The sequence below is a fragment of the Roseateles sp. P1_C6 genome (genome assembly GCF_056406315.1).
Genome location: NZ_JBFUAK010000001.1, coordinates 118791 through 136515, shown reverse-complemented (window position 1 = coordinate 136515; position 17725 = coordinate 118791). Strand labels below are relative to the sequence as shown.

The 17725-nt window shown below is 72.9% G+C and carries 7 protein-coding genes; all 7 read right to left on the bottom strand.

The genetic code is table 11. The features are described from left to right. Positions 1–130 precede the first annotated feature (130 nt). The 7 genes from AC1D29_RS00430 to AC1D29_RS00400 are packed head-to-tail and all read right to left on the bottom strand — an operon-like array spanning position 131 to position 17720. A complete protein-coding gene (locus AC1D29_RS00430; RefSeq protein WP_477893651.1) occupies positions 131–757 on the bottom strand; it encodes a hypothetical protein in 627 nt (208 codons plus the stop codon). Between the two features lie 2 nt (positions 758–759). Further along, positions 760–2409 carry a putative porin gene (locus AC1D29_RS00425; RefSeq protein WP_477893649.1) on the bottom strand — a complete coding sequence of 550 codons (1650 nt, stop codon included), beginning with the start codon at positions 2407–2409 and terminating at the stop codon, positions 760–762. A gap of 21 nt (positions 2410–2430) precedes the next feature. Beyond that, the gene (locus tag AC1D29_RS00420; protein ID WP_477893647.1) at positions 2431–3108 is read right to left on the bottom strand and encodes a TonB C-terminal domain-containing protein; all 678 of its coding nucleotides are present in this window, start codon (positions 3106–3108) and stop codon (positions 2431–2433) included. Then, positions 3108–3509, bottom strand: coding sequence for an ExbD/TolR family protein (locus AC1D29_RS00415; RefSeq protein ID WP_477893645.1), 402 nt, complete (start codon positions 3507–3509; stop codon positions 3108–3110). Before AC1D29_RS00415 ends, AC1D29_RS00420 begins: the two co-directional genes overlap by 1 nt. Before the next feature lie 3 nt (positions 3510–3512). Next, positions 3513–3923 carry an ExbD/TolR family protein gene (locus AC1D29_RS00410; RefSeq protein WP_477893643.1) on the bottom strand — a complete coding sequence of 137 codons (411 nt, stop codon included), beginning with the start codon at positions 3921–3923 and terminating at the stop codon, positions 3513–3515. Between the two features lie 2 nt (positions 3924–3925). Next, complete coding sequence (locus AC1D29_RS00405; protein WP_477893641.1) at positions 3926–5611, bottom strand: DUF2341 domain-containing protein; 1686 nt, start codon at positions 5609–5611, stop codon at positions 3926–3928. Positions 5612–5627: 16 nt separating this feature from the next. Further along, positions 5628–17720, bottom strand: coding sequence for a filamentous haemagglutinin family protein (locus AC1D29_RS00400; RefSeq protein WP_477893639.1), 12093 nt, complete (start codon positions 17718–17720; stop codon positions 5628–5630). Between the last annotated feature and the right edge of the window lie 5 nt (positions 17721–17725).

Genomic DNA, 17725 nt, shown 5'->3' with positions numbered 1-17725 from the left:
CGCGGGTTGCGCGCGCTGCTGGCGTTCAGCGGGCACCGTGCGCTGGCACGCGGCTCGCCCGAAGGGCACCTGCCTGCAGAGCGCCTGCGCTCAGCTGGCGCTGCTGGGCTGGCACCGCTTCCCGGCAGCGTCAGCGCGTGATCCTTTTGGCGTCGAGTTCGCTGCGCAGCTTCTCTGCCTGATCCTCGAAACGCACGGCCGTCAGGCCCAGCACCGGGTCCTGCTGCAGCGCGGTGTCCAGCGTGGAGCGGCCGGTGTAGCGCTGCACCAGATCCTGGCCCAGCGCGTACAGCTGGCGGTTCTTGGCCTCGGCGTCGGCCAGGGCCTGGGTGCTGCGCTCCAGCAACTGGGTCAGCGCCTGGTTGGCCTGCTGGCGGGCGGAGGCCTCCTGGCGTGCGGCGACGACCTGCTGCTGCAGCGCCTGCTCTCGCTCGACGGCCTTGGCGTCACCCTGCTGCTGTGTGTCCTTGGCGGCCTGCAGTTGCGCGCGCAGCGCGTCCAGCTCGGCCTCGCGGGCCTTGAGCCGCGCGGCGCCACTGGCGACCTGGGCCTTGGCGCTGGCGGCGTCCTTCTGTGCGGCGGCCACGCCGGCTTCGGCCTTGGCCTTGTCGGCCTGCAGTGCGGACTGCTGCTCCTGCGCAGCACGCAGCGCGGCCTGGGCGCGGCGCAGCGCCTCGCGCTCCTTGGAGACCTTGGTGTCCTGTGCGTGAACAGCGATGCTGGCGACGAGCATCAGGGCGAGAACAAGGCGCTTCATCATCAGAACCTCGCGTTCAGGTCGAGCTGCAGCACCTCGATGCGCAGCGGCGCGCTGCTGAGGTTGCCGCTCAGCGACGTCGCGTCGCCCGGCACGGCCAGGAAGCGCATGCCGTCGTCGAGGTTGCGCGTGCTGGTCCACCGTGCGCTGAGCCAGAAGTTCCTGTCCAGGCCGACATTGCCGCCCAGGCTCCAGCCCTTGTAGTTGGTGCCACCCAGGTGCCAGGTCGTGTCGGTGAAGCCGTCGATCCACGCATCGCGCTGCACCAGGCGGTAGGCGGCAAAGGCCTGCCAGTCGCCACGGCGCGAGAGCCTGGGCGCGCCGGCCTGCAAGCGCGCCTGCACGGCCGTGGTCTTCTCGCGCAGGTCCGCCAGCGGCACGCCGGCGCGGGCCTCGATGTCCTTCACGTCGAAGCCCGTGTTCTTGATCCAGTCCAGCGTCAGTCCGGCCGGTACCGGCAGCACGCCGTCCAGCTGCAGGCTGGCCGTCAGGTTGACAGGCCTGAACTTGGCCGCCAGGCCCCAGGTCGGCGCGGCCGTGCTGGTCGGGTCGTTCAGGTTGATCAGCGTGTTGCCCTTCAGACGCAGGCCGGTGGCATAGTGCGACGCGAAGTAGTTCGTCGCGCCGCTGCGCGGGCCGCTGGGCGGCGGGCTGGTCTCGCGCTGGCCTTCCATGTGGCGGAAGTCGTAGGCGGCCAGGGCCAGCTTGAACTGCACGCCGCGCGCCAGGTCGATCTCGCCGCCGACCTGCGCGCCCAGCAGCCACTTGTCCTTGGCGCTCAGCGACAGCTCTTCGATGGGGAACACGCCGGCGGTCGCGAACAGCCCGCGCTGTGGCGTGAAGGCATGGCTGAGCTTGGCCGCCACGCCGTCGAAGGCCAGGTCGTCCGGCCAGGCCAGATCGGTGCTGAAGAAGGGGTTGGGCATGCGGCCGAAATCGGCGGACAGGCCGTTGGTGAACAGCGGCGGCTGCCAGCGCAGGTAGGCGCGGTCCAGGCCGATGGTGTAGCGGTTGAAGTCGTTGCCCAACGTCTGCGACGTCGACGTGGCGCTGTTGCCGGTGCTGCCGGTGGCCAAGCGCACGCCGGCCAGCACCTGCTCGCTGAGCTTGGCATCCACTTCGAGGCGGCCGCGCAGCGTCAGACGCTGGCGGTCGGTGGTGGTGTTGGCCACGTCGGGCGACCAGGCGGGCGAGGCCGTCTGCGCGCGGTAGACCTCGGCGGGCACATTGCCCTTGTCGAGGAACTCGCTCTGGCCGCGCACGCGCAGGTCGCCGCTGATGCGGATGCGGCCGACCCAGTCCGGCAGCGCATCGGCCTGGCCCCAGCGCTCGCCCTTGGCCTGCGCCAGCACTTCGGCCTTGATCTCGTCGCGCATCTGCTGGCGCACGGTCTCGGGCACGTAGGGGATGCGCAGCACCTTGGGCGCCGCCGCATCGGCCTGCGGCTGCGGCGCTGGCGTCGTGGCCGCGACCTGGGCCTGCTTCAGGATGGCCTCGGCCTTGTCACGCGTCAGCAGGCCTTGCGCGACGAGCGCGTCGATGAGGGCTTGCGTCGTCGCGCGCAGGCGGGCGAGCTCTTCCTTGTCGGAAGTCTGGGCGCTGACGGGCGCCGCGATGAGGCTGGCGAGCAGCAGGGTGAGGATGGGTTTCATGGCGTCGCGATGGAATCGGAATCAGGCTTGGGGTCGCACGCTGAGCCGAAAGCGCATCGGCTGCGACAGCGCGAGCGCCGGTGGCGGCGGCAACTTGAACTGGCGGCGGGTTTCGTCGAGGGCGGCACGCAGCGCGGTGTCGTTGGCGTCGTTGCCGCTGGGTGTCAGCTCGAAGCGCTGGATCGCGCCATCGCGATCCAGCCAGATCGCGAACGTCGCGGTCAGCTGTTCGGCATCGGCCTTCAGATGGCGCTCGATCTCGCCCTGCAGCAGCTGGCGCGCGGAGTTGGCATAGAAGCGCTCCTGCGCGCGGTCGGCCTGCGTGCCCGCGGGGCCGCCGGTGGCACCCGTGGTTGGCGCGCCGCCGGCGTAGTCCTTGGCCACGTTGCCGGCCGCGAAGGCGCTGGGGCCGTCGCCGGCCGCGCCTTCCATCTTGATGGCCTCCGCCGGCTTGGGGGCTTCGACCTGCTTGATCTGCTCCTCCCGCATCACCTGCTTGGGCTCGTCCTTGGGCGGCTCGGGCTTCTTCTCGTCCTTGGGTGGAGTAGGCGGGGGCGGCGGCGTGTCCGGCAGGATGGAGATCTTGGCCACCTGGCGTTTGGGCGCGTCGGGCTTGATGTTCTTCACCGCCCACCACACGGCCGCGCCCAGCAGCAGGCAGGCGGCGACGACGAGGGCCTTGATGTGGCTGGTCTTCATCAGGTGCCGATCCGACTCGTCACCAAGCCCATGTTGACCTGCAGCTTGTTGCACAGGTCGATGACGGCGATGACGCTGGCGTACTGCGTGCGCGCATCGCCCTTGATGGCGACGGACATCTGCGCGTCGCGCGCCTTGGCGGCGCCGAGCTGCGTCTCCAGCTCGGCCAGGCTCACGCCCACGCCGTTCAGCAGCACGCCGCCGTCGGGCATCACCTGCACGATCTTCAGCTCGTGCTTCTCGGTGCTGGGCTTGTTGCTGGGCTTGGGCATGCTGATGTTCAGGCCCTGCACGGAGGCGGTCGTCATCAGGATGAAGACCACCAGCAGCACATAGGCCAGGTCCAGCATCGGCGTCACGTTGATGCTGTCGTAGGGCTTGGCGTCCTGGTTGACTTGCATCGCCTAGCTCCCCGCGCGCTTGGTGACGAGGCCGATCTCGGTGATGTCCAGCTTCTTGGCCACCTCCAGCACCTGCATGACCTTGTCGTACTGCGCCGCCGCGTCGGCCTTCAGCACGACAGGCAGGCTGGGGTTGGCGGACTTGTACTGGGCCAGCGACGTGCGCAGCTGCTCCATGTCCACCGGGTAGGCGTCCAGATAGACGCCGCCGTCGGCGGTGATCGTGATCGCGCGCGTCTGCGGCTTGGCCAGGTTGTTGGCCGCCTGCGTCTCGGGCGACTTCACCTTGACGCCCTGCACCGATGCGGTCGTCAGGATGATGAAGACGACGAGCAGCACGTACGCCAGGTCCAGCATGGGCGTCACGTTGATGTCGTCGTAGGGCTGGTTGTCGCCCTTGATGTCGGCGGACATGGTCAGGGCGCGCCGTAGAGTTCAGCCACGCGAGTGATGAACTCGTCGATGAAGATCTGCATGTCCGACGTCGCGTTCTTGATCTGCGCCGCCAGGTAGTTGTAGCCAAACAGCGCCGGGATCGCGACGCCCAGGCCGGCCACCGTGGCCAGCAGCGCGGCCGCGATGCCCGGCGCGATGGCGTTGACGTTCACGTCGCCCGCCGCGGCGATGGCGGCGAAGGTGATCATCACGCCCACCACCGTGCCCAGCAGGCCGAGGAAGGGCCCGCCCGAGATCGCGATGGTCAGCAGCACCATGCCGGAGTTCAGGTGCGCGTTCTCGCGCACGTAGTCGGCGTCGACCGACGCCTTGACCGCATCCAGCGACGCACCCGACAGCGGCTTGGCGCCGACTTCGCCGACCTTGCGCTTGGCCAGCTCGCGGATGCCCGCCTGGTAGAGCCGGTAGATGGGCGACTGCGGATGCGGCGCGTGCGTCTCCAGGTGCAGCAGGTCGTCGCTGGCCTCGCGGAACTTCAGCACGAAGCTGCGGTTGGCCTTGGCGACCTGGGTGACCAGCAGGCCCTTGCTGACCATGACCCAGCAGGCGATGGCGAACATGATGCCCAGGATGACGATGACCACCCAGGCATCCACCGTCAGGTTCTTGACCAGCACGCCCATGTAGCCGTGGCTCTCGCCGTCGGCCTCGGCGGCATCCTTGGCCTCTCGCACGGACGCGACCAGCTTGCTCTCGGCGCCTTGCGCACCGGCGGCGACAGCGATCCAGTCGGCGCTGCGCAGCGCGGCGGCCACCTGCACCTCGTCCATCAGGCCGCGCGCGCCTTCGCCCAGGCGCAGGCTGTTGCCGAGCGCCGGCGTGGCGAGGTCGCCCTGCGCCACCTGCGCGCCGTTGACGAACAGCGTCGCTTTGCCCAGGCCCAGCCGCAGCGCGACCAGCGTCCAGCGTGCCGCCGGCACCTCGCCACCGGCGACCTCGGCCTTGTCCGCGCGCACGGCCAGCTTGCCGCCGTTCAGGCTCAGCGTCAGCCCGCCCCAGTTCAGCAGCGTCGCGCGCTGCACGTCGTCCAGCTTGACCCACAGGCTCACGGTGAGCTGGTTGCCGGCGTCGACGACCGGCTTGTCGGACAGCGCGTAGACCACCGCCTCGCCGTTCAGCCTGGCGCTGGCCGCGAGCAGGCCGTTCGGTTCGGTCACCAGCGTGCCCTGCGGCTTCACGGCGCCGAGCTGATCGGCACCGGCCGGCTTGTCGCTGAAATGCAGCGCGATGACGGTGGCCGCGTCGAAGCCGTTGCCTTCGCCTTCCGCCGCTGCCTTGGCGTTGCCGCCGTAGACGTAGAACTGGTTCTTGTCGCTGCCCGGCAGCACGCTGGGCACTTGCACCCACAGCACGGCCAGTTCATTGACCGAGTCGAAGCGCTCGATGCTGAACTTCAGCGGCGTCTTGTCGTCGCTGGCCACCACGCGCAGGTCGCTGCCGTCTTCCTTGGCCGCGGTGAAGTCGAAGTTGCCGGAGTGCAGCCGCACGGCCACGGCCACGCCGCTGGCCGCCTCCCTGGTCTCCAGCCCCTGTCTGGACGTGTTCAGCGTGATCCTGGCGCGCTCGCTCCAGTCGGCGTTCCACCAGGCGTGGGCGGTGGCCGGCAGCAGCGCGGCCAGGAGAAGGGCGGTGAGGGCTTTGCGCATGGTCGTCTTTCTTGAATCACGAGGAGCCGAAGCCCAGGAACTCCAGCAGCAGGTTGCGGCGCCGGCGGCGGCGCTCGTCCTTGTCCTTGTCGGTCTCGGCGGCCGCGGCGGCCTGGGCGGCGCCGGTGGGCGTCACCGGCACGGCGATGGGCACGCTGATGGCTACATCGGCGGTCGCGCCGGCGCGCGTGCCCGACACCTGGATGTCGTTGGCGTTGACCAGCCGCTCCGCGCCCAGGAAGGCATTGCCCTTGGAGCGGATGCCCGCCTCGCCGGCGTTGATCTCGCCGGTGGGGGCGTACAGGTCCAGGTCGTTGCCGGCCGACAGCACGGCGATGCCGGAGCCACTGAACGAGCCCGAGGTGTCGAACACCAGGTTGCCGTTGGCGTCCAGCCGCAACACCGGGGCCGGCGCGCCGGTCACCGTCTTGGCGCCGCGGCCGGCATCGATGTTGCCGGCGGAGGACCACATCAGCAGGTTGCCCTTGCCCAGCGTGAACACGCGCGACTGGTTGACGTCGAAGTTCTGCCGCACGATGGCCGACACGTCGCCGCCGTAGACGGTGACGATGCCCAGCTCCGTCGGCGCCTTGCTGCCGGCCGTCACCTCGCCGGCGTTGACGCCGCCGCCGGGGTTGATCAGCGTGATGTCGGCGCTCTGCAGCGTCTTGATCTGGCTGGTGGGCATGCGCACCTGCGCCGCCGCGCGGTCCGCGCCGTCGGCGCCAATGGGGAACAGCAGGTTGATGGCCTGGTAGCCGCGCGCATAGGCGGCCCAGCGCTCGTCGGCTTCCAGCACCGCGGCGGCATGGCCGGCGCTGCGCAGCTCGCCGACCAGCACGCGGTTCAGCCACGGGATCTGGCGCGCCAGCGGCAACGCGTCGAAGCGGCGCAGCGTGTCCGCCGCGTCCACGCCGCGCTGGCCGCTCATCAAGGCCACATAGTCGCCCAGCTTGGCGACATCGGCGGAGGCGGCGAGCTGGGCCAGCGCCGAGGCGCGGGCCGGCGCGGCCTGCGTGGCCAGCCCGTTCATCAGCACGCGGCTGACGAGCAGCGACTGCTGCGCGGTGCTCAGCTTGTCGAGCTGCTGCAGCGCGGCCGCGTCGCCCAGTGCGGACCAGGCCGGCTGCAGCAGGCTGGTCTGCGACTGCAGCGCCGCGGTCACGGCCGGGTCGTCCACCGGCTTGCCCAGCAGCGCCGCCTGGCGGGTGCGTTGGTCGACGCTTTCGGCCCGCGCCGGCTGCGCACGCACCTGTTCGGCCACGAGCCGGTCCACTGTGGCCGCGCCAAAGCGTTGGCGCAGCAAGTCCAGCTGTTGTGTGGGTGTCGCGGCGTCGAAGGCCACGGCCGTGCCCGTGCCGCCCAGCAGCACCCAGGCCTGGCCCCGCTTGTTCAACAGGCCCGACGCGCCCAGCACCTGGAAGCCTGCCGCGCTGGCGCGTGCATAGTCGTCGCCCTCGGCACCCAGACCGGCGACGACGGTCAGCCGCGCGCCGCCGTCGGGCAGCAGCGCGCTGCTGGACAAGTTGCCGCGCGCGACGATGCCGGTGCTGGTGGACAAGTCCACGTCGCGGCCGGCCAGCACCAGCAGGTCGCCGGGGCCGGCGATCTCCAGCCCGTTGCCGTTGCCGAAGCGGATGTCGCGGCCGGCCTGCAGCAGCGAGACCTCGCCGGGCTGACCCGCCGCTGCCGGTTGCTGCTGGATGCTGACCAGCGACACGCCCACATCACGGCCCGCGTCCACCGTGAGCGGGCGCGTCGAGGCTATGTTGTTCAGCAGCACGTCGGCCGCGCCGGAGACCAGCAGCACCGGCGCGCGTGCGCTCTGGTCCAGTTGCGCCTGGCCCAGCGCATTGCGCGACTGGCGCTGCGCCTCGGGCAATGTGACGGTGGCCAGCTCGACCAGTGACGTCGCGGCCGGCGCCTGCGCCGCGCTCAGCGCCAACACCTGCAGGTTGTTCACGCTGACCGTGTCGCGGCCGGCCATCCAGCTGCGCACGTCGGCCGGCTCGGCCACCGAACTCCACTGCAACAGGTTGGCGGCCGACACGCCGCCCTGCGGCGCCAGCAGACGCACGTCGACGGGCACGACCTGGCCCGGCGCGCGTTCGCCCTTGTTGCCCACTTCCAGCGGCTGATCCGCGCCGAGGTAGGTGGCCGAGCCGCCGGCGCTTTGCACCAGCAGGCTGGCGTTGCGGTCCAGCAGGGGCGTGGCGACGCCTTCGCCCAGCGCCTCCACATTGGCCTTGGACGGCAGGCTCAAGCCGAGGTTGCGCACGCTGGCCAGCGTCACGTCGCCGCCGGCCTGCACGCGCAGCGCGCCGTCCTGGTAGATGAGCTGCAGGCCGGGGTCGTTGTTGACGTTGGCGTCGGCCGGGCGCTGGATGGCGCCTCCCGCGGTCACGGCGATGCCGCGCGAAGCCATCAGCTGGCCACTGACCACATCGCGTCCCGCCTGCAGCGACAGGCTGCCGCCGCCGAATTGCTGCAGCGTCGTCGGCAGGCCGCTGGTGTTGCCGGCCGGCGCCAGGAAGCCCGATCCGGCCGCCGCGGCATGCAGCTGCACCGCGTCGCGGCCGGCCTGCACCTGCACCGAGCCGCCGCCCAACGTGGCCAGCCCTTGCGAGAACAGGTCGCTGCGGGCGAACCAGGCCACCGTGTTGTCCAGGCTGCCCTGGGCGCGCCACAGCCAGTTCGTCGCGTACAGCTGCGAGGCGCTGGGCGCCTGCCCGACGACGTCGCGGCCGGCCGTGACGCGGATGCTGCCGCCCTGCGTCGTGAACGGCAGCAAGCCGGAGGTGTCCAGCGCCGGTGCCAGGCTTTCCAGCAGCGACGGGAAGGCGGCGTCGGGCAGCGGGTCCGGCGTGGCGGGGCCGGGTGCCGGCGCCGGAGATGGTGTGGGCGCAGGCGCAGGCGTGGGCCCTGGCGTCGGGGCAGGCGTGGGCGTCGGCGTCGGCGTCACGCCAGGCTCCACCGGCGGACCGGGCGGCTGCGTGTTGCCGGTGGTGTTGCCATTGCCGGTCGCAGGCATGCTGCCGTCGCCCGCGTCGAGCGTGGTCACCGCGGAGATCGTCGGCCTGGGCGCCACCAGCGTGGCCGGCGCGGCAGGCGGCGTGGGCGTGGGCAGGCCGACCGGCACGCCCAGCGTGGCCACCGTGGCCTTGTCGCTGAGCCACTGGATATCCTGCGCGGCCGCCAGTTCGATGCGGCCCACGCTGCTGCGCACCTGCACGGCCGGCGCATCGGCATCGGCCGTGCCGAGCAGCACCGAGCCGGCAGCGGTGTCCGTGCTGACGGCCATCGCCTGGGCGGCCGCCAGGTCGGCACCGGCGGCGATGCGGATGGCCCCGGCACGGTTGGATGTGGCGACCCAGTCGCCGGCATTCAGCGGCGATTCACGCAGGCCCGTGGTGAGGTGGGCCTGGATGCGCACGTCGCCGGCGGCGCGCAGCGTCAGCGCGGCTTCCGCCGCATGTGGTGCGGCGGCGGTCTGCGCGGCCGTCAGCGTCGGCAGGCGCCAGTCCGACGTCAGCGTCAGGTCGCCGTTGGCGCGCACCTCCACGCCGGGGCGAACGCGCACCAGCGCCGCGGTGGCTGCATCGCCGCCCGACAGCCGCGCGACGATGCTGGCCGCCGTCTGCTGGCCGCTGCCCATGAAGGCCTCGTTGTCGGCGATGACGCGACCGATGCCCAGCGCGCCGCTCGGGGCCGGTGCGGGTGTCGGCGCTGGCGTCGGTGCCGGTGTGGGCGTTGGCGTTGGCGTTGGCGTTGGCGTGGGGGCTGGCGTCGGCGCGGTGCCCGGGGCGGTCGGCGGTGCGGGCGGCTGCGTGTTGCCGGTGCTGGGGCCGTTGCCTGTGGCGGGCGCTGTGGACGGGCCGGTCGCCGCGTCCAGCGCGCGCAGCGACGTCGTGCCGCCGGTGCTGGCAGGGGTGCCGGACGATGCCAGTGGTGGCGGGGGCGGCAGCGCAGCGTCGGTGCTGGCGCCATTGCCGGTGGACGGTGTGGTCGGCGGCGCGGGCACCGGGCTGGTCGGCATCGGCGGTGCCGGCGGCAGCGAGCCCCCCGTGGATGGGCCGTTGCCGGTGGAGGGGCCGGACGGCGCGGGCGCCGGCGTCGGGCTGGGTGCCGGCGTGGGTGCGGGCGTTGGGACCGGTGCGGGTGCAGGCACCGGTGCAGGGACAGGCGCTGGCGTTGGCGTTGGCGTTGGCGTTGGCGTTGGCGCGGGAACGGGTGCAGGTGCCGGAACGGGGGCAGGTGCAGGCACCGGGGCCGGCACGGGCGCGGGGGCCGGGCTTGGACTTGGGGCGGGGGCCGGGCTAGGCGATGGTGCTGGTACTGGTGCGGGAGAGGGGGCGGGTTCCGGCGCAGGCGCCGGACTCGGGCTGGGTGACGGCGTTGGCGCGGGCGTGGGCGCTGGCGCCGGGCCGGGAGGCATCGGCGGTGCGGGCGGCTGCGTGCCGCCTGTCGACGGGCCATTGCCGGTGGATGGGTCCGTGGGTGTCGGCGCCGGCCCAGGCGACGGCGACGGAACGGGGCTGGGCGAAGGCGAGGGGGCCGGGGAAGGAGACGGGGTCGGCGACGGGCCGGGCGTGGGTGAGGGCGTCGGCGATGGCGATGGCGATGGCGTCGGGCCGGGCGTCGGTGCCGGGCTTGGCGAAGGCGGCGTGCCGGATGTCGGGGGTGCCGGTGGCTGGTTGTTGCCCGTGCTCGGGCCATTGCCCGTGGCGGGGCCGGTCGGGCTGGGCGGCGGCGTCAGCGGTGGCGCGGGAGGCTGGTTGCCGCCGGTCGACGGGCCGTTGCCGGGGGCGGGCTGGGACGGTGTCGGTGTCGGAACCGGCGCCGGCCCGGGTGTCGGGGAGGGCGTCGGAGTCGGCGTTGGCGTTGGCGTTGGCGTTGGCGACGGCGCAGGTACCGGTGCTGGCGACGGTACCGGGCTCGGCGCCGGCACGGGGCTGGGCGCAGGCACCGGGCTCGGGGACGGGCTGGGCGTGGGACTCGGTGCGGGGCTGGGTGTCGGGCCTGGGGTGGGCGCCGGCGGCGCCGGCACCAGGCCGCCGACGAGTTCGCTGATGTCCTTGTAGACCTTGACCGCTTCGACGTCGACGCTGCCGACGCCGGACAGCCGCGTCTGCACCGCGTCGATGGCCACGTCCTGGCCATCGCGTGCGGCGCGCAGGCTGAGTTCACCGCCGCCGAGTTCGATGACACCGCCTTGCAGGCGCAGCCGGCTGGCCGGCGCATCGGCGTCGGCGCTGGTGTTGAGGCTGTTCAGGCTGATGCGGCTGGCGTCGAGGTCGCCGGCAGTGCCCGCGCTCAAGGCCTGCAGCAGCGCGCCGTCGGCGATGACGAGGTCGCGGCCCGCGTTGAGGCTGATCTGGCCGCCGCCGGCCGTGCCAGGCAGGGCGGTGAGCCAGCCGGCGAGGGTCAGCGAGCCAGCGTCCGCGCTGAGCTCCAGCGCCTGCGCGCTGAGGTGGGCGCCGGCTTGCAACCACTGGTCGCCGCCGCGGTTGCGCACGGCAATGCGCTGCTCGAAGGCGCGCGGGCCGGCCGCGGCGATCTGGTGGGACAAGCCCGCCAGGTCGACCGGCTGCAGGCTGTCCAGGCTGAGGCTGGCGGCCGTGGCGCCCGCCGCGGCGCCGGCGACCCAGCTTCCGCCCAGCGTCAGGCTGCCTTGCGGCGCGTTGAGGCTCAGGCTGCCGGCATCGCCTCGGCCGGCGCCGGACACGTCCAGCGTGGCCGTTGGCGCCAGCGCGATGCTGCCGCCGCTGCTGGTCACGCTGAGGCGGCCGGCGGCGAGGTCGGCCGTGACGCTGGTGTCGCCGCTGCCGATCTTGTCGCTGCGGCCGGCGACGCTGAGCTTGCCGCTGAGGTCGACGTTGCCCTGCGCCGTCAGGCCGAGCTGGCCGGCGGGCAGCAGGATGTCGGTGGCGATGGCGATGCGCTGCGCATTCAGCTGCAACTGCGCGGCGGCGCCCGACGCGGGCGTGCCGGTGGCCGGCGCCGGGGCCAGCGTCAGGCTGCCCTGCACGGTCCACCGGCTGCGGGCCGGCGCCGTGCCCGTGGCGCTGGCGGTGACGGCGCTGGCCGTGGCCGCCAAGTTGCCGACGGCGGACAGCTGGCTGTTGCCGGCAATGACCACGCCGCCCGGCGCGGCCAGGTCGACCTGGCCGGCCTGCCAGGCCTGGTTGCCGGCGGTGATCTGCAGCGTGCCGGCGCTGGTCAGCGTGACCCGGCCGTTCGCAGCGGCGTCCACGGCGCTGCGGCCGGTGCTGTTGCCCAGCACCAGCGACTGGGCGGCAATGCGCGCGTCGTCGGTGGCCGCGGCGGCGCGCAGCGCGGGCGTGTCCAGCGTCAGCCGACCGAGGCTGCTGCCGCCGAAGGCCAGCGTGCCGACGAGGTCCAGGCTGGAATAGCTGCGCAGCATCAGCTCGCTGGCCTGACCGAGCTGGGCCAGCAGCGGCCCGCCAAGCAGCAGGCTGTTGTCGGCCAGCGCCTCGCTGCCACCGAGCTGCAGGCGCGGCACGCCCAGCCCCAAGGCGTTGGCGTTGAGCACGGTGCTGCCGGCGAGCTGCGTGCTGCCGGTGGCATCCAGCTGCACGCGGCCGCCGCTGGCCTGCAGCGACGCGCCGTCGCCCATGACCAGGCGCCCGCCGTCCAGCGTGGCGCCGGTGCGTTGCAGCTGGGTGCCGGTGTGAGCGCTGAGCAGCACGGCGGCGCCGTCGCCGTTCAGCTGCCAGGTGCCCGCGCCGGCCGCGGTGGCGGGCCGGGTCTGCAACGCGGCGCCGGCGGCGATGTCCAGTTGCTGGCGCGCGGCCAGCAGCAGCGTCGGCGCGGTGAGCGCCTGCCCGGGCTCGGCACCGACGCGCAGGTTCTGCGCACGCACATCGAGGTTGCCGGGGTGTTGCAGGTCGGTGGGCACGGCGCCCAGCACGAGGTGGTCGACGCCCAGCGCGTTGAGCTGTGCGGCGCTGAGCTGCAGGCCGCCGCTGGCGGCGGGGCCAGCGCCGACCTGGATATCGGCCGCGCCGAAATAGGCGCTGCCGCCTTGGCCCACCTCACCGGTCGTGGCCTTGGCGGCGGCGAAGCGCAGCGCGCCGCGGATGTCGGCCTGCTGTGCCGCGACGACCAGCGCGCCGGCGTCGCGGTTCAGCGCCGGCGTGCCGGTGTCGTTGCGCACGGCCAGCGCGCTGAAGAAGGCGTCGGCGCCGGCCAGGCGGATCTCGCTGTAGCGCTGCGCCTGCTTCGGGCTGAGCAGCTGCCAGTTGCTGGTCAGCGCGTCCAGCATGGACGTGCCGGCCTGGCCCAGCCTGGCGCCCACCAGCAGGCTCCCGTCCTCGCGCGTGATGCTGCGGCCAAGTGCCAGCGCAGAACCGCCGGCGGGGCGCACCAGCAGCGCGCCCGGCAGCAGCGCGAAGCGCGCCGGCAGCAGCGTGTAGCTGCCGCGCAGCACGGTGCCGTCGGACAGCGTCAGGCCGGCGCTGCCGAAGTGGATCTGGCGGCCCGGCGCGGGCAGGCCGGGCAGCGAGTTGTCGGCCGCGCCGCTGCTGCTGACGCCGGGAATGAGCGCATAGCTGCCGTCGCCAGCGCTGAAGATGTCGGTCGAGCCGCCGGGGCCGGCGACGAACTGCCAGCCCAGCAGCTGGCCGCCGCCGCTGAGGTCCAGCCTGGCGCCGGGCGCGATGTTGACGCTGGGCGCGTCCAGCACGACGGCCTTGGCCGGCGCTGCACTGATGACGCTGCCGGCCGTGCTGCCCGGAGCCTGCCAGCGCTCGCCGTTCCAACTGCCGAACAGGAAGCTGCGGCCATCGGCGTTCACCGAGGTTTCGCTGCCGGCCAGCAGCTGCAGGGACTCGCTGGCCTTCAGCGTCAGGCTGCCTTCGGGTGCGCGCAGGCGGCCGCCGTGGACGATGGTCTTGGCCTGCAACGTGAGCCGGCCGCCGGCGCTCCAGGGCAGGTCGGGCGCGGCGCTGTCAGGTTGGGCGATGTCGACGCGCTGGCCGGTGGCGTCGATGACGAAGGCCGTGTCGGTCGCCGGGAACACCTGTCGCGCCGTCAGCCGCAGGTCGGCCGCGGTGCTCAGGCGGCCGTCGCCGGCGACGTTGGCGCTGGGCTTTTGCAGCAGCAGGTCGCCGGCGCTCGCGAGGTTCAGCTGGGCCATGCCCTGGCTGACGACCTGGCCGCTGACGTCCAGGCGCTCGCCGGCCTGCAGCGTCAGGGCGCCGGTGCCGCCGCTGGTGGTGGCCGGTGCGCGCTGCAGGGTGTTGCCCTGCGTGACGGCGATCTGGGTGTTGGCCCAGCTCAGCATCGGTGCGGACAGCCGTGCCGACGTCTGGCCGCTCAGCGGCGTCATCGCCAGCGCTTGCGTGTCCAGGCCGATGGCGCGGCCCAGGTCCAGCGCCACGCCGCCTTCCACGGCGATGCGCTCGCGGGCGCTCAGGCTCAGTTCGGCGACGCCCGAGCGGGCGAGCCACGGCGCGTCGACGCGCGCCGTGGGGGTCACGTTGCTGCGGACGAGCTGGTCGGAGCTCAGTGCGCTCGTGAGCTGGCCATCGGTCGCGGCGAGCACCAGGCTCTGGATGGGCGGCAGCGCGTTGACGTCGGCGTAGCCGGCGTCGAGCCGCACCTGCAGCTTGCCGCCGCTCTGGTCCGCCGTGCCAGCGTGGGCTTGCAGCTCACCCTCCAGCAGCACCGTGCCGTTGCCGCGCACCGACAGCGACCCGGCCGCGCTGCCGATCAACTGGCGGCTGACGCGGTCGCCACCGTCGGCGCGTTCGCGCACGTCCAGCAGGCCGGCGGCGCCGTCGAGGTCGATGAGGGCGCCGCGCTGCACGACGAGGCTGGTGGCGAAGGCCGAGCTGCCGGCACCGCTGGTGACGCCGGCGTCCAGGCTGACGCTGCCGCCGGCCAGCACGCGGCCGGTCAGCAGCCCGTCGCTGCTGACCTGCAGCTGGCGCAGGCCCGCCACGTCGATGCCGCTGCGGCCGCCCAGCCAGAGGTAGCGCGCCTGGCTGGCGTCGCCTTCGTTGCTGGTCAGGCTGAGGCTGACCTGGCCGCCCGGCGCGATGAGGCGACCGTCCATCGTCAGCCGGTTGCGTGCTGTGAGGCTGAGGCGGGCGGTCGGCGCCAGCGAAATCGTCGCGCCCTCGGCGATGGTCAGCCGGCCCTGCGGGCTCGCCGCGTTGACGCCGCTGGCACTCAGGCTGAGGTTGACTGGCCTGGCGTAGCCCAGCAGCGGCGCGCCCAGGCCGAGGCTGTCGCGCCAGGTGGCGCTGCCGCTGGCCTGGAAGCGGCTGGCGGCGGTGGCCTGCCACAGCTGCAGCTGGGGTGCCAGCGTGGTACCGGCTTCGACGGTGAGCGAATCGCGGCCGTCGAAGCTGTAGGTCTGGAAGCCGCCGCGGTTCAGGACGTCGGCGCTCAGACGCAGCATGCCCGGCGGATCGACCGCGGTGGGCGTCGCGTCGCCGAAGCGCACGTTGGGCGTGGCGATGCTGAGGCTGCCGCCTTGCGTCAACGAGTAGCCGCGCAGCTCGACGCCGGCCAGCGGCGACAGTCCGGCGGTGAATGTCGTCGTGCCGGCCGACAAGCTCAGGCTGCCGGCTGCGCCGCCTGTGATGGCGGGGCTGCTGCCGACCAGGCCACCGCCCGACACGTCCAGCATGCTGCCGTGGGCCAGATTTACCGCGGCACCCGCCTGCAGCGTGATGCTGCCGCCGGTGATCGCGACGGCGGGGGCGGATGTGGCCAGCAGCGGATCGAGCGCGGCATTCACCCAGGCGCCGGACACATCCAGCGTCACGGGCTCGGCGACCGAGACGCTGCCCCGCAGGCTGCGCAGCGTGACCTGGCCGCCGGTGGCCTGCACGTTGCCGGCGACCGTCACGGTGCCGTCTTCCGACTGCAGGCGCAACGAACCCAAGGCTGGCAACGAGAGATTGCCGTCGAGCTTGACGTCGCCCGTCGCGGTGATGGCGACGGACCCGAACCCTGACTGGCGCAGCGCGTCGAGCGACATGCCCGAGGCGGCGTCGCCGCCGAGCCTGGGCGTGTTGGCGTCGGACAGCTCGAAGCCGCGCAGCACGGCGCCCAGATAGGCGGATGTCAGCCCGAAGTCGGTGCCATGCCGGGCCGCACCGACCGCCAGCCGGCCGGCGGCCGCCAGCGCGTCGCGACCGAGGCGCTGGCGTTGGCCCTGCACGGTCGCGCCGCTGAGGCTGCCGTCCAGCACGACGACCGGCGCGACCAGCGTCAGGCTGCCACCGGCCTGGCCGTCGACATAGCCGGTTTCCTGGCGTGCGGGCCTGACCGTGCCGTAGCTCACCACCGGCCCCCAGCGGTCGAACAGGGCCTTGCTGGTGCCGGCGTTGGTGATGGCCGTGTAGCCCAGATCCTTGGGTGCGTTGTTCAGCGTGTAGGCGGTGCCGGCGCTGCTGTAGACCTGCGTGGGCGAGACCAAGGCTTCGCGGTAGGTGACCTGCCCGCCGTCGACGCTGAGGCGGGAACCGGCCTGGGCCCGCACCGCCTCGCCGGCGATCAGCTTCAGGCTGCCGCCACTGGCCAGGCGTTCCCCGGCGCTGCGCTGCACGGCGTTGCGGTAGCTGGCGAGGTCGCCGAGGATGGGCGAGGCTTCGCGGATGTCCAGCGTGACCTTGTTGCGGTAGAGCAGGCCGTCCTTCTGCAGCGGTGCGTCCTTCAGGTCGTTGCTGCCGAGCAGCTCGGTGGTCACGAAGTTGCGTGCGACGCTGACCGTCGTGTCCGTGGTGCCGGAGAGGTCGATGCTGGCGCCGGCGCCAAGAACGATGCGTCCGCCTGTCGCGGTCAGCGGGTTGTCCTTGCCGAGCAGGTCGCCCAGCGGCGCCGGCTTGTCCAGTGCCCGCAGTTCGGCCACCGCGCCGGGCGCGACGACCTTGGCGCCGGGGGCCAGCGTGATCTGGCCGCCGGCCAGGTCCAGCCGCGAGCGCGTGAACGTGGCGGTGTCATCGCTGGTGAGCGGCTTGCCGTCGGCGCCGTTGTTGTCCGCGGTGATCTCTGTGGTGCTGCCGGCGCCAAGCGTCAGCACGCCGCTGCGCACGGCCTGCTTGTACAGATTCTTCTGGCCGGACACGAGCACCGCGCCGCTGTCGATGTCGGTGGTGCCGGCGTCGCCCTGCGCCAGCAGCAGGATGGAGCCGTTCTGCGACACGCTGGTGGTGGCGCTGATGCGGCCGGCCTGGTTGACGGCCAGGCCCACCAGCGTCGCGTTGCCGCGCGGCACGCTGATGCTGCCGCTGTGCTCCACCGAGCCGGCGCCGGTGGTCATGTCGGCCCGGCCCACCTCGACCAGCAGGCCGCGCAGCGCCGGCACGTTGGGGTTGGCTTCCGACGCGTACAGCGGTTCGGCGGTGGGCAGCTTGTAGAAGACCTCGGCGCCCGCGCCCAGCACGACCTGGCCGCCGGGTGCGGTCAGCGCACCGGCGTTCTCGACGCGCTTGGCGTAGAGCTGGATGCGGCCGCCTTCGCCGGTCTTGATCTCGGCGCCGGGTTCGACGCGGATGAAGTTCTTCGCGTCGACATAGTCGGCCGCCGCGCCGTCGTAGCGCAGCGCGGGGCTGCCGCCGGTGATGTTGGTGACGAAGCCGTTGGCGTAGTCGGCGTCCCTGGGCGTCAGCGTCGTCGCCAGCAGCGCGCCGACGTCCACGCGCGCGTCCTTGCCGAACAGGATGCCGTTGCGGTTGTAGAGCAGGATCTCACCGCCGTTGGTCGCTTTGAGCTGGCCAAAGATCAGGCTGGGGCTGACGCTGGCTATGCGGTTGAGCGCGCTGGAGCCGGCCTGCGCCATGTCGAAGGTGACCGACGCGTCCGCGCCGATGTCGAAGCTCTGCCACGCATAGATCGCGCGGCTGCTGTTCTGCTGGATGAGCATCGCGCGGCCATCCGCGCTGATGCCAGGCAATGCCTGCGTCTCGGTCTTGTTCGTGTAGACGCGCCAGCCGGCGGCGGGCACCGGCAGCGTCTTGGGCGGCGGCGGGGGCGGCGCCGTCACGCGTGACTGCGCCAGCGCGTACAGCGGCAGCGAGGCCGCAAGGGCGGCGACGAGCGGGCGGAGCATCCAGCGGGCGGTGGTCGTCGTCATGGTCG